The 22412-nt window shown below is 43.9% G+C and carries 22 protein-coding genes; 7 read left to right on the forward strand and 15 right to left on the reverse strand.

What is annotated here, in order from left to right; all coding sequences use genetic code 11:
• Nucleotides 1-3 precede the first annotated feature (3 nt).
• Nucleotides 4-963 carry a divergent polysaccharide deacetylase family protein gene (locus tag H9644_RS11505; RefSeq protein ID WP_191774639.1) on the forward strand — a complete coding sequence of 320 codons (960 nt, stop codon included), beginning with the start codon at nucleotides 4-6 and terminating at the stop codon, nucleotides 961-963.
• Here the strand turns inward: H9644_RS11505 and waaH are convergent.
• The 3 genes from waaH to kbl all read right to left on the reverse strand — a co-directional run bounded on the left by waaH (nucleotide 950) and on the right by kbl (nucleotide 4522).
• Entirely contained in the window at nucleotides 950-1984 is a 1035-nt protein-coding gene (gene waaH, locus H9644_RS11510) for a UDP-glucuronate:LPS(HepIII) glycosyltransferase (RefSeq protein WP_191774641.1), read from the reverse strand. The two genes, H9644_RS11505 and waaH, sit on opposite strands and share 14 nt — an antisense overlap.
• 302 nt (nucleotides 1985-2286) lie before the next feature.
• On the reverse strand, nucleotides 2287-3312 hold the full coding sequence (gene tdh, locus H9644_RS11515; protein ID WP_135490512.1) for an L-threonine 3-dehydrogenase: 1026 nt from the start codon (nucleotides 3310-3312) through the stop codon (nucleotides 2287-2289).
• 13 nt (nucleotides 3313-3325) lie between these two features.
• Nucleotides 3326-4522 carry a glycine C-acetyltransferase gene (gene kbl / locus H9644_RS11520; RefSeq protein WP_064526086.1) on the reverse strand — a complete coding sequence of 399 codons (1197 nt, stop codon included), beginning with the start codon at nucleotides 4520-4522 and terminating at the stop codon, nucleotides 3326-3328.
• Nucleotides 4523-4735: 213 nt separating this feature from the next.
• Here kbl and rfaD point away from each other — a divergent pair, with 213 nt between their 5' ends.
• The 4 genes from rfaD to rfaL all read left to right on the forward strand — a co-directional run bounded on the left by rfaD (nucleotide 4736) and on the right by rfaL (nucleotide 9127).
• The gene (gene rfaD / locus H9644_RS11525; RefSeq protein ID WP_000587766.1) at nucleotides 4736-5716 is read left to right on the forward strand and encodes an ADP-glyceromanno-heptose 6-epimerase; all 981 of its coding nucleotides are present in this window, start codon (nucleotides 4736-4738) and stop codon (nucleotides 5714-5716) included.
• A 148-nt stretch (nucleotides 5717-5864) separates the two neighbouring features.
• Complete coding sequence (gene rfaF, locus H9644_RS11530) at nucleotides 5865-6911, forward strand: ADP-heptose--LPS heptosyltransferase RfaF (RefSeq protein WP_105289413.1); 1047 nt, start codon at nucleotides 5865-5867, stop codon at nucleotides 6909-6911.
• A 3-nt stretch (nucleotides 6912-6914) separates the two neighbouring features.
• Entirely contained in the window at nucleotides 6915-7871 is a 957-nt protein-coding gene (rfaC, locus tag H9644_RS11535; protein ID WP_064526082.1) for a lipopolysaccharide heptosyltransferase RfaC, read from the forward strand.
• Between the two features lie 38 nt (nucleotides 7872-7909).
• Nucleotides 7910-9127 carry an O-antigen ligase RfaL gene (gene rfaL / locus H9644_RS11540; RefSeq protein WP_191774643.1) on the forward strand — a complete coding sequence of 406 codons (1218 nt, stop codon included), beginning with the start codon at nucleotides 7910-7912 and terminating at the stop codon, nucleotides 9125-9127.
• Nucleotides 9128-9180: 53 nt separating this feature from the next.
• On the opposite strand, the gene H9644_RS11545 is transcribed toward rfaL, so the two are convergent.
• From H9644_RS11545 to rfaQ, 10 genes are all read right to left on the reverse strand, one after another.
• Nucleotides 9181-10323, reverse strand: coding sequence for a lipopolysaccharide N-acetylglucosaminyltransferase (locus tag H9644_RS11545; protein ID WP_191774645.1), 1143 nt, complete (start codon nucleotides 10321-10323; stop codon nucleotides 9181-9183).
• Between the two features lie 56 nt (nucleotides 10324-10379).
• Nucleotides 10380-11183: a 3-deoxy-D-manno-oct-2-ulosonate III transferase WaaZ gene (gene waaZ / locus H9644_RS11550; RefSeq protein ID WP_191774647.1), complete on the reverse strand. Its 804-nt coding sequence runs from the start codon at nucleotides 11181-11183 to the stop codon at nucleotides 10380-10382.
• Between the two features lie 69 nt (nucleotides 11184-11252).
• Nucleotides 11253-11951 carry a lipopolysaccharide core heptose(II) kinase RfaY gene (gene rfaY, locus H9644_RS11555; RefSeq protein ID WP_064526074.1) on the reverse strand — a complete coding sequence of 233 codons (699 nt, stop codon included), beginning with the start codon at nucleotides 11949-11951 and terminating at the stop codon, nucleotides 11253-11255.
• 17 nt (nucleotides 11952-11968) lie between these two features.
• The gene (gene rfaJ, locus H9644_RS11560) at nucleotides 11969-12985 is read right to left on the reverse strand and encodes a lipopolysaccharide 1,2-glucosyltransferase RfaJ (protein WP_064526072.1); all 1017 of its coding nucleotides are present in this window, start codon (nucleotides 12983-12985) and stop codon (nucleotides 11969-11971) included.
• A 39-nt stretch (nucleotides 12986-13024) separates the two neighbouring features.
• The gene (gene waaO / locus H9644_RS11565) at nucleotides 13025-14044 is read right to left on the reverse strand and encodes a lipopolysaccharide 3-alpha-galactosyltransferase (RefSeq protein ID WP_064526070.1); all 1020 of its coding nucleotides are present in this window, start codon (nucleotides 14042-14044) and stop codon (nucleotides 13025-13027) included.
• Nucleotides 14044-15123 (reverse strand): lipopolysaccharide 1,6-galactosyltransferase, encoded by a 1080-nt coding sequence (gene waaB, locus H9644_RS11570; RefSeq protein ID WP_064526067.1) that lies wholly within the window; start codon nucleotides 15121-15123, stop codon nucleotides 14044-14046. Before waaB ends, waaO begins: the two co-directional genes overlap by 1 nt.
• Nucleotides 15124-15165: 42 nt before the next feature.
• Nucleotides 15166-16101: an LPS core biosynthesis protein RfaS gene (gene rfaS / locus H9644_RS11575; RefSeq protein WP_191774649.1), complete on the reverse strand. Its 936-nt coding sequence runs from the start codon at nucleotides 16099-16101 to the stop codon at nucleotides 15166-15168.
• Nucleotides 16102-16137: 36 nt separating this feature from the next.
• Nucleotides 16138-16935, reverse strand: coding sequence for a lipopolysaccharide core heptose(I) kinase RfaP (gene rfaP / locus H9644_RS11580; RefSeq protein ID WP_064526063.1), 798 nt, complete (start codon nucleotides 16933-16935; stop codon nucleotides 16138-16140).
• On the reverse strand, nucleotides 16928-18052 hold the full coding sequence (gene rfaG, locus H9644_RS11585; RefSeq protein ID WP_191774651.1) for a lipopolysaccharide glucosyltransferase I: 1125 nt from the start codon (nucleotides 18050-18052) through the stop codon (nucleotides 16928-16930). Before rfaG ends, rfaP begins: the two co-directional genes overlap by 8 nt.
• On the reverse strand, nucleotides 18049-19119 hold the full coding sequence (gene rfaQ, locus H9644_RS11590; RefSeq protein ID WP_191774653.1) for a lipopolysaccharide core heptosyltransferase RfaQ: 1071 nt from the start codon (nucleotides 19117-19119) through the stop codon (nucleotides 18049-18051). Before rfaQ ends, rfaG begins: the two co-directional genes overlap by 4 nt.
• A gap of 405 nt (nucleotides 19120-19524) precedes the next feature.
• Here rfaQ and waaA point away from each other — a divergent pair, with 405 nt between their 5' ends.
• Complete coding sequence (gene waaA, locus H9644_RS11595) at nucleotides 19525-20802, forward strand: lipid IV(A) 3-deoxy-D-manno-octulosonic acid transferase (protein WP_191774655.1); 1278 nt, start codon at nucleotides 19525-19527, stop codon at nucleotides 20800-20802.
• A gap of 7 nt (nucleotides 20803-20809) precedes the next feature.
• Complete coding sequence (gene coaD / locus H9644_RS11600) at nucleotides 20810-21289, forward strand: pantetheine-phosphate adenylyltransferase (protein ID WP_001171866.1); 480 nt, start codon at nucleotides 20810-20812, stop codon at nucleotides 21287-21289.
• A 38-nt stretch (nucleotides 21290-21327) separates the two neighbouring features.
• Here coaD and mutM read toward each other — a convergent pair whose 3' ends face one another.
• Nucleotides 21328-22137: a bifunctional DNA-formamidopyrimidine glycosylase/DNA-(apurinic or apyrimidinic site) lyase gene (mutM, locus tag H9644_RS11605; protein WP_130235732.1), complete on the reverse strand. Its 810-nt coding sequence runs from the start codon at nucleotides 22135-22137 to the stop codon at nucleotides 21328-21330.
• A gap of 97 nt (nucleotides 22138-22234) precedes the next feature.
• Entirely contained in the window at nucleotides 22235-22402 is a 168-nt protein-coding gene (rpmG, locus tag H9644_RS11610; RefSeq protein ID WP_001051798.1) for a 50S ribosomal protein L33, read from the reverse strand.
• Nucleotides 22403-22412: the final 10 nt, after the last annotated feature.

Consider the following 22412-nt stretch of genomic DNA (forward strand, 5'->3'; position numbering starts at 1 on the left):
GTTTTGTTTCCATTTCGTCGTAACGCTCTTGCATTTGCCGCTCTGTTGGCGCTCTCCTCCCCCGTACTTGCTGGCAAACTTGCCATCGTCATTGATGATTTTGGTTATCGCCCGCATAACGAAAACCAGGTGCTGGCGATGCCATCCGCCATCTCCGTTGCCGTGTTACCCGACTCACCACACGCCAGAGAGATGGCGACCAAGGCGCATAACAGCGGTCACGAAGTGTTGATTCATCTGCCGATGGCGCCGTTGAGTAAACAGCCGCTGGAGAAAAACACGCTGCGCCCGGAGATGAGCAGCGACGAAATTGAGCGCATTATTCGCAGCGCAGTCAATAACGTGCCCTATGCTGTGGGGATCAACAACCACATGGGCAGCAAGATGACCTCTAACCTGTTTGGTATGCAGAAAGTGATGCAGGCGCTGGCGCGTTACAATCTTTACTTTCTCGACAGTGTAACCATCGGTAATACCCAGGCGATGCGCGCTGCGCAAGGCACTGGTGTGAAGGTTATTAAAAGGAAGGTGTTCCTCGACGATTCGCAAAATGAAGCGGATATTCGTGTGCAGTTTAATCGTGCAATTGACCTGGCGCGTCGTAACGGTTCGACTATCGCCATTGGTCATCCGCATCCCTCAACGGTACGCGTATTGCAACAGATGGTTTATAACCTGCCGCCAGACATTACGCTGGTGAAAGCCAGCAGCTTGCTGAATGAACCGCAGGTTGATACTTCTACACCGCCAAAAAACGCTGTGCCAGACTCACCGCGTAACCCGTTCCGTGGCGTGAAGCTCTGTAAACCGAAGAAACCGCTGGAACCAGTTTATGCTAATCGCTTCTTTGAAGTATTAAGCGAAAGCATCAGCCAGAGCACGCTGATCGTTTACTTCCAGCATCAGTGGCAAGGCTGGGGTAAGCAGCCTGAAGCGGCGAAGTTTAACGCTAGCGCAAATTAAAGGCGCTACGCGTAATACGATGGTGCGACCGCGTTTTGTCGCGCCATTGCCATAAACGGAAAGACCACAGCAACGCCTGATAACCCACCTTCACGCTGCGCACATTGGTAATCAGGCGCTTATACATACCGGAAGTAAATATCTCGGCAATCATCCGCTGGCGGGTAATAATATCCGGCTCTTTGCGCACCGCATGGCAAACGCGTAATGCTTCGTAAGTTATTTGCTGATGAAACTCCGGATAAATCGGAATTTTGTCGGCGTAATTACGATTTAAATTTTCCAACAGACGCGTTATCTTAATATAGTGACGTTGATAATTAAGGTTTTTGTTCCCTTGTCTTTTCAAGCGACTTACTGACGTATTATGCAGATAATATTTATATAACGATTGCTCGGTATATCGCGCACGCAGCGCATTAAACATAAACTCTGTTGTCCAGACAATATCCTGATGATGTAATCCGGCAATAAATTTAATGTTATTTTTAACAATGACATCGCGGCGATAAACCCCCATCCAGACAACGTGAGTCCAACGGCGGGAAGAAAGCCCCATCCGCAGCCAATCCGGGCCAGTTAATACGCCGGTTGAGCGTATGCGAACGGTGGGAATAGATTGCCAGGTTTCCCCCGTTTCACGGGTACACCAGTCAGCGTTACACTGCGCCACGTCGAGATCGTCCTCTAACGCCATGGTCATCAGCGTTTCGTACATGGTGGGATAGACTTCATCATCAGCATCGACAAAAGCGACATATTTGCCCGTCGCCGCCTCGATCCCACGATTACGCGCCACCGATGCGCCAGCATTCGCCTGATGCAGCAAGCGAACGTGAGGATAGTTTTCTGCGTAATGCTTTGCTATATCAACAGAATTATCCGTTGACCCATCGTTAATAATAATGATTTCCAGAGCAGTCCAGGTTTGCGTGATTAAAGATTCCATACAAGTGCGGAAATCATCGCCCGCATTATATAACGGGATAATAACACTAAGTTTATTGGTGCTGTTCATCATAAATTACCGACGACCTCTGAAGTTACCCTGATGTTGTACAGGCTTTGTATTAAGAAACCATTAAGCCTGTGAAATATTATTTTTACGGGTGAGAAAGTCACTTCAGGCTAGAGAGATAATGAGAGCAGCAATATAAGATAACTGCGCAATTACGATATCTTTATTACACTGACAGGATTTTACATATTTAACAGATTATCCTCAGGGAAAAGAGCTGGTATTTTGGCTTTTCAGATTGTAGACAAAGTGCGCTTTGTTTATGCCATCAGCTGCAAGGGCTGGAATACCAGCCCTTATTCATATTAATCCCAGCTCAGAATAACTTTCCCGGACTGACCTGAACGCATAGCGTCGAAACCTTTCTGGAAATCATCGATGGAGAAACGATGGGTAATGATCGGCGAGAGATCCAGACCAGACTGAATCAGCGCCGCCATCTTGTACCAGGTTTCAAACATCTCACGACCGTAAATGCCTTTAATGAACAAGCCTTTAAAGATCACTTTTGTCCAGTCGATAGACATATCAGACGGCGGGATACCCAGCATCGCAATACGACCACCGTGATTCATGGTGTCCAGCATCGTGCGAAACGCTGACGGCGCACCAGACATCTCCAGGCCAACATCAAAGCCTTCAGTCATGCCCAGTTCTGCCATTACGTCGTTGAGATTCTCTTTCGCGACGTTAACCGCACGAGTGATGCCCATTTTGCGCGCCAGTTCCAGACGATACTCATTAACGTCGGTGATAACCACATTACGCGCGCCGACGTGTTTCGCCACTGCCGCGGCCATAATACCAATTGGGCCTGCACCAGAAACCAGAACATCTTCGCCGACCAGGTCAAACGATAGCGCCGTATGCACCGCATTTCCGAACGGGTCAAAAATTGCGGCTAAGTCATCGGAGATATTGTCAGGGATTTTGAAGGCGTTGAATGCCGGGATCACCAGATATTCGGCGAAGCAGCCCGGGCGATTAACACCAACGCCTATCGTGTTGCGGCACAAATGGGTACGCCCACCACGACAGTTGCGGCAATGACCACAGGTGATATGGCCTTCGCCAGAAACGCGATCGCCGATCTTGAAGCCTTTCACTTCCTGACCGATGCCAACCACTTCACCAACATATTCATGGCCTACAACCATCGGTACTGGGATGGTTTTTTGCGACCACTCATCCCAGTTATAGATGTGAACGTCAGTCCCGCAGATGGCTGTTTTACGGATTTTAATCAGCAGATCGTTATGTCCGAGTTCCGGTTCAGGAACGTCGGTCATCCAGATGCCCTCTTCCGCTTTCAGTTTGGATAACGCTTTCATCTCACATCCTCACTCAGGCGATTACGCCCAGTTGTTTACCAATACGCGTGAACGCTTCTACCGCACGCGTAATTTGCTCAGGGGTATGCGCCGCAGACATCTGGGTTCGAATACGCGCCTGACCTTTCGGAACGACCGGATAGAAGAAACCGGTGACGTAAATGCCCTCTTTTTGCAGCTCGCGGGCAAATTTTTGCGCCACTACCGCATCGCCAAGCATGACCGGAATAATGGCGTGATCGGCACCTGCCAGAGTAAAGCCCGCAGCCGACATCTGCTCACGGAACTGGCGTGCGTTCGCCCACAGACGGTCACGCAGTTCGCTGCCCGCTTCGACCATCTCCAGCACTTTAATGGAAGCAGCTACAATGGCAGGTGCCAGCGAGTTGGAGAACAGGTAAGGACGAGAACGCTGACGCAGCCACTCAACCACTTCTTTACGCGCCGCGGTGTAACCACCAGAAGCGCCGCCTAATGCTTTACCGAGCGTGCCGGTGATGATGTCAACACGGCCCATTACATCGCAGTATTCATGGGAACCACGACCGTTTTCACCGACAAAACCAACCGCGTGAGAGTCATCAACCATCACCAAAGCGTCGTATTTATCCGCGAGATCGCAAACCCCTTTCAGGTTGGCAATTACGCCATCCATAGAGAACACACCATCGGTGGCGATTAATACATGGCGCGCCCCGGATTCACGCGCTTCTTTCAGGCATGCTTCCAGCTCTTGCATATTGTTGTTGGCATAGCGATAGCGTTTGGCTTTGCACAGTCGCACGCCGTCAATGATCGAGGCATGGTTCAGAGCATCGGAGATAATGGCGTCTTCCGCGCCCAACAGCGTTTCAAACAGACCACCGTTAGCGTCAAAGCAGGAAGAGTAGAGAATCGCATCTTCCATCCCGAGAAATGCTGCCAGCTTCTGCTCAAGCTCTTTATGGCTATCCTGAGTGCCGCAGATAAAACGTACTGAAGCCATCCCGAAACCGTGAGAATCCATTCCCGCTTTTGCCGCCGCAATCAGCTCCGGATGATTCGCCAGCCCGAGATAGTTATTGGCGCAAAAGTTTATGACGTGACTTCCATCAGCCACAGTGATGTCTGCTTGCTGCGCAGACGTAATAATGCGTTCTTCTTTAAACAACCCTTCCGCCCTTGCGGTTTCCAGATCGTTAGTTAACTGCTGATAAAATTCTCCACGCATTGCGATTCTCCAGACAGGGCAATTTCCAGCACATATTACCCAAACTTATAGTTCGCGACGAGATGACGCGTTAACACTTCTGTAAAATTCGGGATAAATAACGCCCATCCCCCTCACTTTCGGCGAATGGCTGAAGCCAACGCCGTGTAGTGATATGATAGAAGTATTCGTGTCTGAGATTGTCTCTGACTCCATAATTCGAAGGTTACAGTTATGATCATCGTTACCGGCGGCGCGGGCTTTATCGGCAGCAACATCGTTAAGGCCCTGAATGATAAAGGCATCACCGATATTCTGGTGGTGGACAACCTGAAAGACGGCACCAAGTTTGTGAACCTGGTGGACCTGAATATCGCGGACTATATGGATAAGGAAGACTTCCTGATCCAGATTATGGCAGGCGAAGAGTTCGGCGATGTCGAAGCGATTTTCCACGAAGGCGCGTGCTCTTCCACCACCGAGTGGGACGGCAAGTATATGATGGATAACAACTATCAATACTCCAAAGAGCTGCTGCACTACTGCCTGGAACGTGAAATCCCGTTCCTGTACGCCTCTTCCGCAGCCACTTACGGTGGCCGCACCTCCGACTTTATTGAATCCCGCGAATACGAAAAACCACTGAACGTATACGGTTATTCGAAGTTCCTGTTTGATGAATATGTTCGTCAAATCCTGCCTGAAGCGAACTCGCAGATTGTTGGCTTCCGCTATTTCAACGTTTATGGACCGCGTGAAGGCCATAAAGGCAGCATGGCGAGCGTCGCTTTCCATCTCAACACGCAACTTAACAACGGTGAATCACCGAAACTGTTCGAAGGTAGCGAGAACTTTAAACGCGACTTCGTCTACGTGGGCGACGTGGCAGATGTGAATCTGTGGTTCCTGGAAAATGGCGTTTCTGGCATCTTCAACCTCGGTACGGGTCGTGCGGAATCTTTCCAGGCAGTGGCGGATGCAACGCTGGCTTATCATAAAAAAGGCCAGATTGAGTACATTCCGTTCCCGGATAAACTGAAAGGACGTTATCAGGCGTTCACTCAGGCGGATCTGACGAATCTGCGCGCTGCGGGTTACGACAAACCATTCAAAACCGTTGCCGAAGGCGTAACGGAATATATGGCCTGGCTGAATCGCGACATCAACGTAAATTCACAAAATCATTCGAGCGGTATCAAGGCGGCAACTAAGTGACAAATTCGTCTGGAACGAATTTGAACTGCCGAAGGCTGCCTTCGGTGAGGGACAGGGACGTTCCTCATTCATACCGGGAGCTTACAATAGTAAGTGACCGGAGTGAACGCAGGCAGCCGCCGCAGAGACAGCTTGAAGGATGAAGTGAATGAAAATATTGGTGATCGGCCCGTCATGGGTGGGCGACATGATGATGTCGCAAAGTCTCTATCGCACGCTCCAGGCGCGCTATCCCCAGGCGATAATCGACGTGATGGCACCGGCATGGTGCCGTCCGTTATTATCGCGGATGCCGGAAGTTAACGACGCTATCCCTATGCCTCTCGGTCACGGGGCGCTGGAAATCAGCGAACGCCGCAAGCTGGGACATAGCCTGCGCGAAAAACGTTACGACCGTGCCTACGTCTTACCCAACTCCTTTAAATCCGCATTAGTGCCTTTCTTCGCGGGGATTCCGCATCGCACCGGCTGGCGCGGTGAAATGCGCTACGGTTTACTCAACGATGTGCGCGTGCTCGATAAAGAAGCCTGGCCGCTAATGGTGGAACGCTATGTTGCGCTGGCCTATGACAAAGGCGTAATGCGTACCGCACAAGATCTACCAAAACCGTTGTTATGGCCGCAATTGCAGGTGAGCGAAGGTGAAAAATCGTATACCTGTAATCAATTTTCGCTCTCATCAGAACGTCCGATGATTGGCTTTTGTCCGGGCGCAGAGTTTGGCCCGGCGAAACGCTGGCCACACTACCACTACGCCGAACTGGCAAAGCAGCTCATTGATGAAGGTTATCAGGTGGTTCTGTTCGGCTCGGCGAAAGATCATGAAGCGGGCAATGAGATTCTTGCCGTTCTGAATACCGAGCAGCAGGCGTGGTGTCGGAATCTGGCGGGAGAAACGCAGCTTGAGCAGGCCGTTATCCTGATTGCAGCCTGTAATGCCATTGTCACTAACGATTCTGGTCTGATGCACGTTGCGGCGGCGCTCAATCGTCCGCTGGTTGCCCTGTATGGTCCGAGTAGCCCGGACTTCACACCGCCGCTTTCCCATAAAGCACGCGTGATCCGGCTGATTACCGGCTATCACAAAGTGCGTAAAGGTGACGCTGCGGAGGGTTATCACCAGAGCTTGATCGACATTACGCCACAGCGCGTATTGGAAGAACTCAACGCGCTATTGTTACAAGAGGAAGCCTGACAGATGCGGGTTCTGATCGTTAAAACATCGTCGATGGGCGATGTTCTCCATACGCTGCCCGCACTCACCGATGCCCAGCAGGCAATCCCTGGAATTACGTTTGATTGGGTGGTAGAAGAAGGCTTCGCACAGATTCCGTCCTGGCATGCCGCTGTTGAGAGGGTGATTCCTGTGGCGATACGTCGCTGGCGCAAAGCCTGGCTCTCGGCCCCCATAAAAGCGGAACGGAAAGCGTTTCGTAAAGCCCTTCAGGCAGAAAACTATGACGCAATTATCGACGCCCAAGGGCTGGTAAAAAGCGCTGCTCTGGTGACACGTCTGGCACATGGCGTTAAGCACGGAATGGACTGGCAAACCGCTCGCGAGCCTTTAGCCAGCCTGTTTTACAATCGTAAACATCATATTGCGAAACAGCAGCACGCTGTCGAACGTACCCGTGAACTGTTCGCAAAAAGCCTTGGCTATAGCAAACCGCAGACCCAGGGCGATTATGCTATTGCGCAGCATTTCCTGACAAATCCACTACCAGATGCTGGAGAGTATGCTGTATTCCTCCATGCGACTACCCGCGATGATAAACACTGGCCGGAAGATCACTGGCGAGAATTAATTGGTTTACTGGCAGGTTCAGGGATTCGAATTAAACTACCGTGGGGTGCACCGCATGAAGAAGAGCGGGCAAAAAGGCTGGCGGAAGGCTTTGATTATGTCGACGTACTACCGAAGATGAGTCTGGAAGGCGTTGCCCGTGTGCTGGCTGGAGCTAAATTTGTTGTGTCGGTCGATACAGGGTTAAGCCATTTAACTGCGGCACTCGATAAACCCAATATCACAGTTTATGGGCCTACAGACCCAGGATTAATTGGCGGTTATGGGAAGAATCAGGTAGTTTGCATGGCACCGGATAAAGATCTTGCTCATCTGGCTGCAGAAACAGTATTAAAGAAAATCAATTCCTGATTAACACATTCTATATTATTTAAAACGGTGGAGAAGCAATGTTAACAGCCTCGCTGGTGCTGCGTAATAAAGAGAGCTGGAAACCATACTGGAATAAAGTGTTGGTATTCCTCTTTATTGCAACCTTTTTCCTTGATGGTATTACCCGTTATAAGCATATCATATCTGTACTAATGATTATTACGGTAATCTATCAAGTTTCTCGTGCTCCAGGAACATTTAAAGCACTCTATAAAAATAATCTTTTTTATAGCATCCTGGCACTGTCACTCATTCTTTTATATGCTACTTTCATATCACCTGATCTGAAAATAAGTTTTAAAGAATTCAGTAACACGGTACTTAAAGGATTTTTGGCATATAGTTTACTAATACCTGCATTGTTAAAAGATGAAGATAATGAAAGCATCGGTAAAATTGTACTATACTCATTAGTTACCGGACTTGGGTTACGTTGCCTTGTTGAAATTATTCTTTATATTCAGGATTATAATAAAGGAATAATGCCATTTTCCACCTACGAACACCGTAGTATTTCCGATTCAATGGTGTTTCTATTTCCAGCATTATTAAATCTTTGGCTTATCAAGAAAACCTCTTATAAAATAGCATTCGTAATTTTTAGTGCAGTTTTCTTATTTCTGTTATTAGGAACGCTCTCGCGTGGTGCATGGCTGGCAGTATTCATAGTAACTCTACTATGGTTAATCTTAAATCGTCAGTGGAAATTGTTGATGCTGATCTCCATCGTTATTTCTGTTGCAGCAGCGTGTATATTTACCTATAAAGGTGATCATGCCAATAAAGACAGGCTTATTTATAAACTTCAACAGACCGACAGTTCTTATCGCTATACCAATGGTACTCAAGGTACGGCGTGGACATTAATTATGGAAAATCCACTTAAGGGATATGGCTACGGCGATGATATTTACCATGCAATATATAATAAGCGTGTCGTCGATTTTCCATCATGGACGTTCAGGCAATCCATTGGACCACACAACGTTATTTTGTCAATTTGGTTTGCAGCAGGTTTAGCTGGATTACTCGCTTTACTTTATCTGTATGGCTCTATTATCAAAGAAACAGCTAACGCAATATTTAAAAAAGTAGTAGTCACTCCTTATAATGGTCAATTATTACTATTTTTATCTCTTGTAGGTTTTTATATTATTCGAGGTAATTTCGAGGAAGTTGATCTCAAACCAATTGGCTTGATTGTTGGTTTGCTGTTAGCTATGCGGAATAAATAAAAAAAAGCCTGCCTGACATTTGGTTCAGGCAGGCTCTTCAAATCAAAGAATTTTTAACCAAACCAGTCTCGTATTTGTGCTTCAAAACTCTGAGTAACATGTTCCCAGCTATATTTTGAGAAAACAAAATTTCGGGCATTTTCAGCAATTTGTTCTCTGTCAGCATCAGCTAAAACTCGCTTAATATCCGCGAGAATACTTTCAGATGTCATAGGCTCTGCAAGGTGATAACCTGTAATTCCTTCCAGAACAAACTCACTGATTCCACCTTTTTGACTCGCAAGTACAGGTTTACCAGCCGCCATAGCTTCAACAGCTACCATACAAAAAGCTTCTTCTACCTGGGAAGGAACAACAACTAAATCTGCTAAACGGTAATAGTTATGCATCTGCTCCGGCGGCTGCCCACCCGCCATGATACATTGCGCGCCAATAGCTTTCGCTTCATCCAGAACCTTTTTCTGATATTCAGCTTTTTCACCTTTTTTACTGGCAAAAGGATCACCAACGATAACCAGTTTAAGGTTGTCTCTATCCTTACACAGCTTATTGAAAGCATCCATAAGCATCAGACAGCCTTTATCTGGCGATATCCTTCCTGCAAATAATAACACCGTATCATTCGCATCGATATTGAATTTCTTCCTTAAATCTACAGTATTATCATGTAGATACGATTCAGCGCAAAAACCATTAGGCACAATAGCAATATCTGCAGCAGGCATTTTTTCCGAATAGAAATCGAACAGAAACTGGCTAGGAACAATTATTTTTGCATTTTTGTCTAACTGCCCTAGCTCGAAAGCATTATGAAGATGCATCACTAGCTGCGCTTGAGGACTTCTGCCGCGAATCTGTTTATACAGCTTCATGCTATTGTGGATAACAATAACTGAGTCTTTCGAATCAGCGTTTTTAGGTTGAGTATTTAAAATGCGCTGAGAATACGGCACAGGATCAAGTCGAGTCCACTTTTGGAAAAGTCGCTTATAGACTCGACTAAAACCAATGTAGTGAATATCACAATTATCATTTACTTTTGTGTAAGTCGGGTAACCGTCGTTTCGAATACAGGCGATAGTTGCTGGAATCGAAAGTCTTTTTGCAACCTGGTAAATCCATGTTTCAACCGCTGCAGCTCCTTTTGGCGGTATAGAAAATATTGGTGTGACGGTAAATATTATTTTTTTAATCATTATTAGCCAACTCCAATATTTTGATAATACGAGATAAAGACATAGAAAATACTAGATTATTTATTGCAAACCCTGGATTGTAAAATTTCTGGCAGTTCCATAAATGGAATGATATCATATTGAATTGCTGTATCATCCGACAAATTATAAATATTAATATCTTCTACATTTTCACGCATAAAACGGAAAAATGGCAAAATTTTGAATAAATCCTTACTCAATTCCGAGGGCATTGGATTCTTATTTTCATCATAGAAACGCGAACAGCTACCCGTTAAATCCAGACCGGAACAAATAATCCGTGCATACTTAAGTGAATAAGCTATTTGAATTGCAGCAAAGGCAATAGTATGGCATGAGCAATAACCAAGACTAATGTCCTTGCAAAATCCGACCAGACGACCTTTTTTAGACAATGGTACAGAGATCAGCAGTTCCTTGTGAATCTGACGCAATATATTAAATTTAATCTTCTTTATCAATCCGCCTTTTTCTCGACGGTAAAAGGACCGTAATACGAGGCAGTTCTGGAGGAGATAAAGTTTATCTTCTTTGGAAGAGTGTTCATAAACGTCAACGTTTACTATGGTATAACGACTTCTCTGGCTAAATTTATAAAAATCATCACGACGCTGATGTAAAAAGCGGACATCTGTAAGCACATATATAAAAGGAACGATATTATGACTTAACAAATATTGCGCAGAACCATTGACAGCAATAATATCCTTTGTTCGTAATACTGACAAAGGTGTTTTTTGCGATGTAGGGCCAGAAAGAAAAATAATAACATCATCAGATGTTTTATTTTCAATCAGGTTTTCAACATCTTTTTTGTCAATGTATCTAATATTCTTCATGATAAACCTGTGAAATAAATAACTCCGCTTAAAACTGTCCTGGTGAAGACATGTAATTGTGGGATATTTTTAGCGTGCTGGTTTCCCTTTCAAACGCCGCATCAAATTGCGCATTTTTTTACGATAAACTAAAAGATAATAACCTGGATCTTTAATCTCATTTTTAATACCGTAATGACGCTCTAAGTCAATACGATCTTTCGCTTTACGCTGCGCCGAAGCACGTTTTCCGGAGAGATCAATAATTCGGACTTCACCATTTTGTATAATGAAGTTACCACGATGGGGGTCGCCAGAAACCATGCCATGTTGATGCAATGCATTAATTGATTGCTGAATTTTATTTTTTAGCGCGTCATCAATATCGGGCATATCACACAACTCTATACCATCAATATACTCGATGATCATGATATAAGTATGGACAAATCGTAAGGTTTTCCGTTCAGCTAATAAATAAAAATCATTGAGCGTATTTAACCCTTCATTTCGTACTTTTTGAGTTTGCTCAAAAAGGCGTTCATAATAATCACCTTTTAACAGAGACTTAAAAAAACGCTCGTTACGCTTAACTTTCGGAGAAAATACCTTAAGAATCAATTTACCGTAATCGGTATCAATAAGCATAACTTTTGTATCATCAATAGAACGAAAAACCTTGATGATATTTATATTATAAGACAAGAAGTCATTTAATACATTGAGATATTTTGAGTTGTTTTCATCGGTAAAAACAACCAAGTCTTTGATCTTGCTCTTCTGAATCATGATAAGCCAGTTAAATGTTATTTACGGTAATATTTTCGGCAAAGATAACAGACTCCTGCTATAATTCCTGAGATATAATGATGTTGCACTAAAAGATGTTTATATCTTTTTTTAAATTCAATAAGTGATTTTGCATCTCGTGGAGAGTCATCTTTCCAGGGGGAATTCTCTAAAGCTATTTTATAGTATTTTACCGATGGATAAATTGCCCATTTGTGCCACGGTTTAGTTGCACCTGTATAATGAATAAGAAGAGTACTTTCTGTAATCAGTTTTTTATAGTTTTGATGTGTTTTGTCTTTTAATTCACTTTTAATTGTATAAATTGTATTGTACTCACGAGGCAAAAATATTGTCATCCCTTTCAGTAAGACATTCATAACATCCTGATCAGGGTATTTATAAACATTATCTTTACTCATAAGAATAGATAATGCTTTTTCTGTTAGTTTTGCGGCAGTCCATTTTTTTAAGTCTAAATACACGACACCTGAATTAAAGTACTGCCCAAGTAATTCAGGATCAGACAACCTGGATACCGCCTTTTCCTGCATTGGCTCAACATCTTTAACAACAGCAGCCATCGCTCCGTTTAAATCCAGATACAATAGTTGGCTAATATCGCCTTTACAAACAACATCTGCATCAAGATAAAGCAAACGATCAAGCGTTAAGCCCAATAATTGAAATGCAAATAAACGGAAGTACATTGCTCTTGACCAGACCTGTGTACAAGGCAAACACTGGAGCTTATTAGTGTTAATTCTATATAACGTGATTCTTAATTGGTATTGCTCTGCAAGCTTTGCGACTTTTTGAAAAAAGTCATCATTATAAACGTCAGCAATAATATAAAAATCAAGATTAATATGTCGATTGTTTAGAACAATTGATGTGATGGAAACACCTACACCATCAAGATAATTAGCATCGACACCATAGGCAACATTTAAACATTCAGAAGTATTTATATTAACTAGCCGGAAATCCCAGGCTTTAACTTTATCTATCTCTATGGCAGGAAATGAGTCCACAATGCTACCCTTATATCATTACTTTATAGTTTCCCAGTTTTAATGTTTTATCTTTTCAAGAAAATAAAAAAGATAATTGTTAAATCCTTTTAGATATCTATGCTTTTTAAGCATATGTTTTGCGCTATATCTTAATTGATTGCTATTGTTCGGTTTCAGCAACGCCGTATTCTTCCATGGCGAAGCATTTTTTGCCTCCATAAAGGCTTGTGATACAGGATAATCCCAGGCCCAATCATGCCAGGGCTTGGTTGGACCGATATAATGGATAAAAATAGTATCGTTGGTTACTGGGTTTGTAAAACTTTCTTTGAGCTGATAATTTAAGCTAAACTGGGTGTTATATTTAATATCAGCAAAAATAAGTTTGTCTGCCAGCAACATATTTAACACATCCTGATCAGGATGTGTTATTTTTTTGATTATTTCTGGATCATTTAGCATTGCAATGGCTCGAGCAGAAACCTGTTGAGCAGCCCATTGGTCCGTATTAATCAATAAAAAACCGGAGTTAAAGTAACCTTTAGCAATTCCCGCAACACCTAACGAATGTGCGCGTTTTTCCCACCAGTCAGCTTGCCCTTCTGTAACAACCATTGCGACTTTATCGTCAGGAAATGAGAATTTAATTAGTGGCTCAATACTCCCCTGACAAATAATATCAGCATCCAGATAAAGGACTTTAGACGACTTATTAATAAAGTAATCAGCAATAACAAAGCGAAAATATATTGCATGAGTCCAGTTCTTGGTGCTAGGTAATGAGCGGAGCCGATCACCATTAATCAGATATATTTTAATTCTGGTTTTATACTGCAACGCCAGAGCATCAAAATACTTACGATCATCATCGCCAAAATAATCAGTAAAAATATGGAAACACAATCGACTTCCTTCATTATGCTTTAATATTGAAGCAATCGAAATTCCGCAACCAAATAGAAAATTTTTGTCAGTTCCATAAGCGATGTCCAGACAAAGATTTTCTGTTTCTACTTTATGATTATAATCAATAACTGAATTAAGAAACTCAGTTTCCTGGAAAAACACCTGCTGCATTATTTCCTCCGGGAAATAGCAGAAATAATTATCTTATGTAATCTATCGTAATACTTCGATTGGTAAAATTTATCGATCGACCCAGGAATTTTTTCATGTTCGATATAAATTTCACCGGATATATATTTATTTAGAAGAGTTACAAAACCAGCAATATCTCCCGGTTGATACAGATGACCATTAACATCAGGTTGAATAATGTCAGCAGGCCCGGATACACAATCGGTACTGATACAAGGAATCCCCCATGACAAGGCTTCAAGTAGAGTCATTGGAAAACCTTCAAAAGATGAGGTGAGCAATAGCGCACTCACTTTTTTAATATCTTGTTGGACCAATTCCCAGGGGTGTCGTTGCCAACCATACCAGACAATTCGATCATCAATATTTAGTTCTCTACTATAAGCCTGGCATTTTTCGAAATCGGAACCATCGCCCAATACATGGAGTTTCCAGTTACCTTGCGCCTGTGATAAGCCATCAAGCAAGTCTTTAACCCGTTTCTGGCCTTCGAATTTCATACGCCCAACATAAATGAACGTTGCCGTTTCGTCTTCTTCGGGCGCGGGAATGACTGAGTCTTTCGCTTCGACGGGATTAAAAATAACATTTATCGTCGATTCTGCTACACCCCGATTAATCATTTGCTGTTTAATGCCAGAGCTGATTGCTAAATGATAGTCGGCACAGGTGATATATTCAGCATGTTTTTTGTGATCTAAAGAAAAATGCGGCCATGAAAATACTGGCACATCAATCCCTGATTTTTTACGTGCTTTTGCGGCAAACAGGCAAGAAATCACATCAATACAAATAACGATATCTGGTTGGTAATCCTGAAGCCATTTACTTAAAGCATGAATATGTTTTGCCCGACGCAAAAAGCCTAAACGAATATTGGAAAATGAACATGAGTATTTAATACCTTCTAGCCATCCCTTATCCATTTTGTCATTACGACAAAAGAAAAACATTTCACTTTGGATATGCTTTTGCATGAAGGTGTTAATGACATCACGGATGACTGTTTCCATGCCGCCAAATCCAGAAACAGCTTCGCCTATAAATGCTATTTTCATAGAAACTCTCATTAATTGAGTAAAACTCACTGTTTTAACGATTTATTTGTCTATAAAATCAGAAACAATTATTGACATCATTTTATCAGGACTGAATTTATATAAACTATCATAATCCATTGGTTTAACAGATGAGTTTATAAAATACTCTAACTTATCCCAATCGTCATGACCTATTATAAAAAAGCGAGATTCATTATAGATTTCTGAACCAAGTATATTTATATTATTTGTAATTAATTTTTTATTAAAAAATAATGCCTCAAGTATACGAAGAGTCCAGCCAGATTGGTTTTCTTTCGTTATATCAACAATTATATTAGCGTTTAATGTTCTGCGAATATTTTCTTCATAAGGCATTTGTTTTTCAATCAAATACTTTGAAGTCAGAGATGATGTCTTATCTTTGACAACATTAAAATCTAACTTACATCCTAGCGATGTTAGTCTATCAGCTAACTCATTAATTATTTGAAGACGCCCTTTATCTCGCCCAAGAAAGAAACATATTGGCTGACTGTTATTTTTGTTAGCCAAATTATAATTTGTAATTTCCTCCATCCCTATAGGAAAAAATTGTTCTATCGCTTTGGTCTTTTCATTCCCTATAAATCTATGTTCAAAATCATATATAATATCGAAATAGTTAGCGCTATCAAAAATAAAATCTTCGCTAACAGTATTTCTTAGAAGCAAAACTTTATGACAATTGACATTCTTTAAGATTTGCTTATTAATACCTTTATTTATCACACTATCATTAAAGATAATTATGTCATCTTTTTTAATATTATTGAGATAATGCTTGATGAATAATCGTCCCAGCCATGCATTGTCCATCCCTATTTTTGAGATTTTCTTATTAACCCAGTTGTACTTTTTTGGCGTTGTTATGTTTTGTATATTGTACTTTTTTTTCAGGTACTGGATCATTTTTAATTCATAATCTGCAACCCAGTTTATAAAATAAATAGTCATAATAAAGTTAGTTCCAGTACATACTGATAAATATTTTTATAATCCTTTGCGTTGTGTTCGCTCTTTAATACGCTCGGCCTTAACGCTTGCCATGTTCAATAAATTCTGTTCAAGAGATAATATTTTGCGTAAAGGCATCCCAAAATAAACCTTCATAAATCGCCATATGTCTCTTTGCGTCAGGCCAATATTCATTGATGAGAAATATAAACCAATCAGGTCTTTATCGCGCCAGCGGCGCGGTACTTTTGCACGGATCTGTGCCCGATGCAGATCGATAACCGAAATCTTTAATTCATCTTCCCGGCCAGTAAATGGCAAATGAAGTAAAAAGTGGCAAATATAACAGTCGCGGTGATTTATCCCTGCTGCGTGCATTTTACGCACCATGGTTGCCACACGCGCGATCAGCATACGCTTAACACGTATATCAGGAGGATTGACTGCCCAATCGGCACAATAATCTTCAAGGCTAATCGTGGGAGTGAGATCTTCGGTAATAATAAATGATGTGCGGGTTAATGGATTTAAACCTTTTTCACCAAACCCAATGCCCTTCATTGTATCAACGCCAACATCACTCAGGCGATGAATAGCGTGCCACTCTCTGTCTGCGCCCAAAACGGGCATCCGCAATGAGAGTAGATTTTTTATAATCTCTTTTAATGTCGTCCCCTTGTGCCATTTAAGAAAATAGCTTTTCCCGGACAGTTCAAAGCGTAATGTGCGACGAGTCTCCAGTTCACGAAAGACCTCGCCGTTCAGTTTTTTGACTTCTGCAAAAGCATCTTTACCACGCCAAAGTGTGGCAAGCGGCTCTTTTAATTCAACCATCTAAACCACCTGTAATGATATCCGCGGCTTTCTCTGGCAAGCTATACAAATCCTGAGTATCGGCATAATGGCGAGCGTTCTCCGCCCAGGCCATTCGCAATGGAGACTGAGTTAACGCTTTACGTAAAACTTCATTTAATTGTTCCTGGGAGAAAGGTTCAGCGATGACCGTTCCACAATTAGCATCCGCAATATAATGCGCGTACCCACATACCGCAGTTGTCAAAACAGGTAATCCAGCAGCGATCGCTTCAAGAAGAACGATACCCGCAGCTTCCTGATAAGCGGGATGCAGTAATAAATCAGCGGCTGCCATTAATTCTGACACATCATTGCGACCGGAGAAGAAATGCACATTGCTCCGCACGCCGAGTTTTTCTGCCAACGCTTCAAATTTTCGCGGTTTATCCTGACCAACAACAAATAAAAGCGTATTGTGACGTAATGATTCCGGCAATGATGCCAAAGCTTTAATTGAGCGATCTACACCTTTACGGCCAAAATCTGATCCAACCTGCAGTAATAAGTTTTGTTGCTCTTTTATGCCATTTTTCTGACGATAAATCTCGCGACTATTTGGGATTTGCTCGCTGTATTTTCTGTCCGGATAAATACCGGGAGGAAGAATTTGAAAACGTTCAGGTTCAGTTTGATAATGCTTCTGGAAATCGGCGATTTGCTTATCGGTCAGCATCATAAGTTTCGTCGATTTTCCCTGCTCGAAAGTCGCCCGCTCAAATGCGGCATAATGGCGATATCGTGATGTTAAACGATATAAAAAACCTTTTTCTTGCGCAACTTTCTCGGCGTAACAAACATCAGCGGCAAAATAAACATCCAACCCTGGCATCTTATTAAATCCAACAACACGATCTGCGGGATGCGCTTTGAGATGATTTTGTACCCAGGCATAATATTCTGCATTGCGTCCATGGTTGGTATGGGACTTAACTGGCACCTGAATAAGCTCAAATGCTTTCGGGCAATCACCTTCCCACGACTGCGTATAGACCCGAACATGGTGGCCCCGTGCGGCAACTGTTGATGCAATACGCATAAAGTCACGTTGAAGCCCACCAAAAGGAAAATATTTATATAAACAAAACGCCACGATCATAATTGTACATTCCTGTCAGCTGAAGGGGCATCTTCTGGCAACAGCTTTTCCGTAGCGGCGATCACATCTTCCGCTGGGATAACAGAAAGATATTTTTTGTTGCGATCAAGTTCATGCCGGGTCGGCATTTTCTGATAATTCCCCGCCCAGAATTGAATAATATTCTCGGTCCAGGGACGCCAGAATACGTGATCCGTTGCACCAAATAGACTAATGACTGGCGTTTTCACTGCCGCTGCAATATGTCCCGGCGCAGAATCCACGCCAATAAAAAGCACTGCATGATCAATTAACGCACCTAGTTCAGGAAAACGTGTTTTACCTGCAAGGCCAGTAATGGGTTTCGTTTCGCAACCTCGAGCAATCTCATCGACACAAGCGAGATCATCTGCCGAAGGCCCACAGGTCAGCACAACCTGATACCCTCGCTGTTGCAGCGCATCGATAACCTTAGAAAATTTATCGTTATCCCAGCACTTAAATATCTGACGCGCTGTCGGTTGGATAACAACATAATGATCTTTCACGCCCAGGGCATCCAATTCCTGGCGCATCTTCTTCCAGCAATCTTCGGCGTAACTCATTGTTGTATCGGTGTAGAAATCGGTAATACCTAATGGCTCAAGGACCGATAAATTACGCTCAACAATATGTGTACCGTGTATTGGCGCTAAGTGTGTGAAGCTTTTTTTCCAAATGCCATGCTGCCGATGACCATAAAGTTGCGATATTTTCATCCGTGCAGGTAAACAACGTACCAGCAGTGCTACCATCCACTGATCCGTAAGATTAATGACCAGATCGTAATTATTCGCACGCAGAGTTTTTATCAGCGAAAGCACATTTTTAATTTTATCGAATGTTCCCGCACCTTTATTGCTTATCCCGTAGAGCGCATTAATTTCCGGATTTTCAGACAAAATAGGGATGGTGTCCTGATAAAGCAGCATATCGATTTTTGCATCGGGATAATTCTGCTTGAGCGTACTGATGACAGGAGTAGTTAATAACATATCTCCATGATATCGCATCTTTATGACCAGGATTTTTCGAAATGGCTTTTCCACTAGCGACTCTTTTGTATGATTGTCTGGTTAAGTTAAGCAGAAAAAAGCACGCTACCGCCCCAGGCTCAACAGCTACCTGAATACTGATAACGCACTTACTTTGACGTGCTAGTGTATCATTTCTTTCGCAGCAATCCGACCCGAATGATTTTTATACACAAAATATGTTTTGGTTATAAAAATCAAATAGATAAAAAATAGCATATAGATAATGTCGATACGGCCTATGTAGAGTAGAAAATGGGGCCAGGTTTCAATGAATCGCATAAAAATACAAAAAAAATGAAGATGTAGCGGCAGATCAGACCAAACTGAAGCTATTTAAGTCAAAAACGGGAAAAGTAATGGTAAAGCCACCGCTAAATACATAGAATCCCCAGCACATCCATAAGTCAGCTATTTATTATGCTCGAATTGCTTTACACCGCCCTTCTCTACCTTATTCAGCCGCTAATCTGGATACGGCTTTGGGTGCGCGGACGTAAGGCTCCGGCCTATCGAAAACGCTGGGGTGAACGTTACGGTTTTTACCGCCATCCGCTAACACCAGGCGGCATTATGCTGCACTCCGTATCCGTCGGTGAAACTCTGGCGGCAATCCCGTTGGTGCGCGCGCTGCGTCATCGCTATCCTGATTTACCAATCACTGTCACGACTATGACACCGACTGGTTCGGAGCGCGTACAATCGGCGTTTGGAAAAGATGTTCAGCACGTCTATCTGCCTTACGATCTGCCCGATGCACTCAACCGTTTCCTTAATAAGGTCGACCCGAAGCTGGTGTTGATTATGGAAACTGAGCTGTGGCCTAACCTGATCGCGGCACTACATAAGCGCAAAATTCCGCTGGTTATCGCCAATGCGCGTCTTTCTGAGCGCTCTGCCGCAGGTTACGCCAAACTGGGTAAATTTGTTCGTCGCTTGCTCCATCGTATTACGCTGATTGCTGCGCAAAATGAAGAAGATGGCGCGCGTTTTGTGGCGCTGGGCGCAAAAAATAATCAGGTTACCGTTACCGGTAGCCTGAAATTCGATATCTCTGTAACACCACAACTGGCTGCTAAAGCAGTAACGCTGCGCCGCCAGTGGGCGCCGCATCGTCCGGTATGGATTGCCACCAGTACTCATGATGGCGAAGAGAGCGTAGTGATTGCCGCCCATCAAGCGCTGTTGCAACAGTTCCCGAATTTATTGCTCATTCTTGTTCCTCGTCATCCTGAACGCTTTCCGGACGCGATTAACCTTGTCCGTCAGGCTGGACTAAGCTATATCACACGCTCTTCCGGAGAGGTCCCCTCTGCCAGTACACAAGTGGTGGTTGGCGATACGATGGGCGAACTGATGTTGCTGTACGGTATTGCCGATCTCGCGTTTGTTGGCGGTTCACTGGTTGAACGTGGTGGACATAATCCGCTGGAGGCCGCCGCACACGCTATCCCGGTGTTGATGGGGCCGCATACCTTTAACTTTAAAGACATTTGCGCGCGGCTGGAGCAGGCAAGCGGGCTGATAACCATCACTGATGCCGCGTCGCTGGCAAAAGAGATTTCCTCTTTACTCACTGACGCTGATTACCGTAGTTTCTATGGCCGTCATGCCGTTGAAGTGCTGTATCAAAACCAGGGCGCGCTGCAGCGTCTGCTTCAACTGCTGGAACCTTACCTGCCACCGAAAACGCATTGAGGTTATTATGCAAAAACGGGCGATTTATCCGGGTACTTTCGATCCCATTACCAATGGTCATATCGATATCGTGACGCGCGCCACGCAGATGTTCGATCACGTTATTCTGGCGATTGCCGCCAGCCCCAGTAAAAAACCGATGTTTACTCTGGAAGAACGTGTGGCACTGGCACAACAGGCAACTGCGCATCTGGGAAACGTTGAAGTGGTCGGATTTAGCGATTTAATGGCGAACTTCGCCCGCAATCAACACGCCACAGTGCTGATTCGCGGCCTGCGTGCAGTGGCGGATTTTGAATATGAAATGCAGCTGGCGCATATGAATCGCCACTTAATGCCGGAACTGGAAAGTGTGTTCCTGATGCCTTCGAAAGAGTGGTCGTTTATCTCTTCATCGCTGGTTAAAGAAGTAGCGCGCCATCAGGGCGATGTCACCCATTTCCTGCCGGAGAATGTCCATCAGGCATTGATGGCGAAATTAGCGTAGCTTTTATGCCGGATGGTTTACCATCCGGCTCGCATCAATTATTTCTGGCAGTGCCTGCAATAAAACGTCGCCCGTTGCGCATGTTTAGACGCCACAATCGGCGTACCACACACCCGACACGGCTCGCCTTTTCGCCCGTAAACCTGCAATTCCTGTGCGAAATAGCCAGGTTTACCGTCGCTTTGCAGAAAATCTTTCAGCGTCGTGCCGCCCTGCTCAATTGAACGCAGCAATACTGCTTTAATCACTCGAGCCAACAGTTCACACTCTGCCAGCGAGAGAGAAGACGCCAGCCGATCCGGATGGATCCCCGCTGCAAACAGTGATTCACTGGCGTAGATATTCCCTACACCTACTACTAGCTTGTTATCCATCAGCCAGGGCTTAATCGCTGTCTTTTTCTTCGCGCATTTCTGATGCAAATATTCGCCATTGAAATCATCACTAAGCGGCTCCGGCCCAAGATGTGCCAGCACATTGTGGCCTTCCAGCTCTTTGGCCCACAGCCAGGCACCAAAGCGGCGCGGATCGGTGTAGCGCAGCACTTTGCCGTTACTCATCACCAAATCAACATGGTCATGCTTTTCAGGGGGAAGGTCTTCCGTAAGTATGCGCAGACTGCCAGACATACCCAAATGAATGATAATCCAGCCCTCAGGCAGCTCCAGCAGCAGATATTTAGCGCGGCGCTGTACACTAAGCACTGGTTGATCGCTTAAACGGTAGATTTCTTCCGAAACCGGCCAGCGCAAACGTCCGTTGCGCACCACCGCATGAAGAATAGTTGCACCAACGAGATGCGGTTCTATGCCGCGACGGCTGGTTTCAACTTCGGGTAATTCAGGCATAGCATCTCCGGAAATAAACAGATGCAGTCAATATGGGGGCAGACAGATAACAAAAAACCCCGCCGTAGCGAGGTTTTTCGTTACATCAAAGCGAAAATTATTTGATTTTCGCTTCTTTGTAGATCACGTGCTGGCGAACAACTGGATCGAATTTCTTCAGTTCCAGTTTTTCCGGCTTAGTACGTTTGTTCTTCGTAGTGGTATAGAAGTGACCAGTACCAGCAGAAGAAACCAGCTTGATTTTCTCACGAATACCTTTAGCCATGATTTATTTC

Source organism: Escherichia whittamii (assembly GCF_014836715.1).
Lineage (GTDB): Bacteria > Pseudomonadota > Gammaproteobacteria > Enterobacterales > Enterobacteriaceae > Escherichia > Escherichia whittamii.

Coding starts and splice junctions, on each gene's coding strand:
- H9644_RS11545 (WP_191774645.1), bottom strand. CDS start 10,323: ATGATTAAAAAAATAATATTTACCGTCACACCAATATTTTCTATACCG.
- rfaD (WP_000587766.1), top strand. CDS start 4,736: ATGATCATCGTTACCGGCGGCGCGGGCTTTATCGGCAGCAACATCGTT.
- rfaF (WP_105289413.1), top strand. CDS start 5,865: ATGAAAATATTGGTGATCGGCCCGTCATGGGTGGGCGACATGATGATG.
- waaZ (WP_191774647.1), bottom strand. CDS start 11,183: ATGAAGAATATTAGATACATTGACAAAAAAGATGTTGAAAACCTGATT.
- mutM (WP_130235732.1), bottom strand. CDS start 22,137: ATGCCTGAATTACCCGAAGTTGAAACCAGCCGTCGCGGCATAGAACCG.
- waaB (WP_064526067.1), bottom strand. CDS start 15,123: ATGAAAATAGCATTTATAGGCGAAGCTGTTTCTGGATTTGGCGGCATG.
- tdh (WP_135490512.1), bottom strand. CDS start 3,312: ATGAAAGCGTTATCCAAACTGAAAGCGGAAGAGGGCATCTGGATGACC.
- rfaL (WP_191774643.1), top strand. CDS start 7,910: ATGTTAACAGCCTCGCTGGTGCTGCGTAATAAAGAGAGCTGGAAACCA.
- rfaG (WP_191774651.1), bottom strand. CDS start 18,052: ATGATCGTGGCGTTTTGTTTATATAAATATTTTCCTTTTGGTGGGCTT.
- coaD (WP_001171866.1), top strand. CDS start 20,810: ATGCAAAAACGGGCGATTTATCCGGGTACTTTCGATCCCATTACCAAT.
- rfaS (WP_191774649.1), bottom strand. CDS start 16,101: ATGACTATTTATTTTATAAACTGGGTTGCAGATTATGAATTAAAAATG.
- rfaY (WP_064526074.1), bottom strand. CDS start 11,951: ATGATTCAGAAGAGCAAGATCAAAGACTTGGTTGTTTTTACCGATGAA.
- rfaC (WP_064526082.1), top strand. CDS start 6,915: ATGCGGGTTCTGATCGTTAAAACATCGTCGATGGGCGATGTTCTCCAT.
- rfaP (WP_064526063.1), bottom strand. CDS start 16,935: ATGGTTGAATTAAAAGAGCCGCTTGCCACACTTTGGCGTGGTAAAGAT.
- waaO (WP_064526070.1), bottom strand. CDS start 14,044: ATGCAGCAGGTGTTTTTCCAGGAAACTGAGTTTCTTAATTCAGTTATT.
- kbl (WP_064526086.1), bottom strand. CDS start 4,522: ATGCGTGGAGAATTTTATCAGCAGTTAACTAACGATCTGGAAACCGCA.
- rpmG (WP_001051798.1), bottom strand. CDS start 22,402: ATGGCTAAAGGTATTCGTGAGAAAATCAAGCTGGTTTCTTCTGCTGGT.
- waaA (WP_191774655.1), top strand. CDS start 19,525: ATGCTCGAATTGCTTTACACCGCCCTTCTCTACCTTATTCAGCCGCTA.
- waaH (WP_191774641.1), bottom strand. CDS start 1,984: ATGATGAACAGCACCAATAAACTTAGTGTTATTATCCCGTTATATAAT.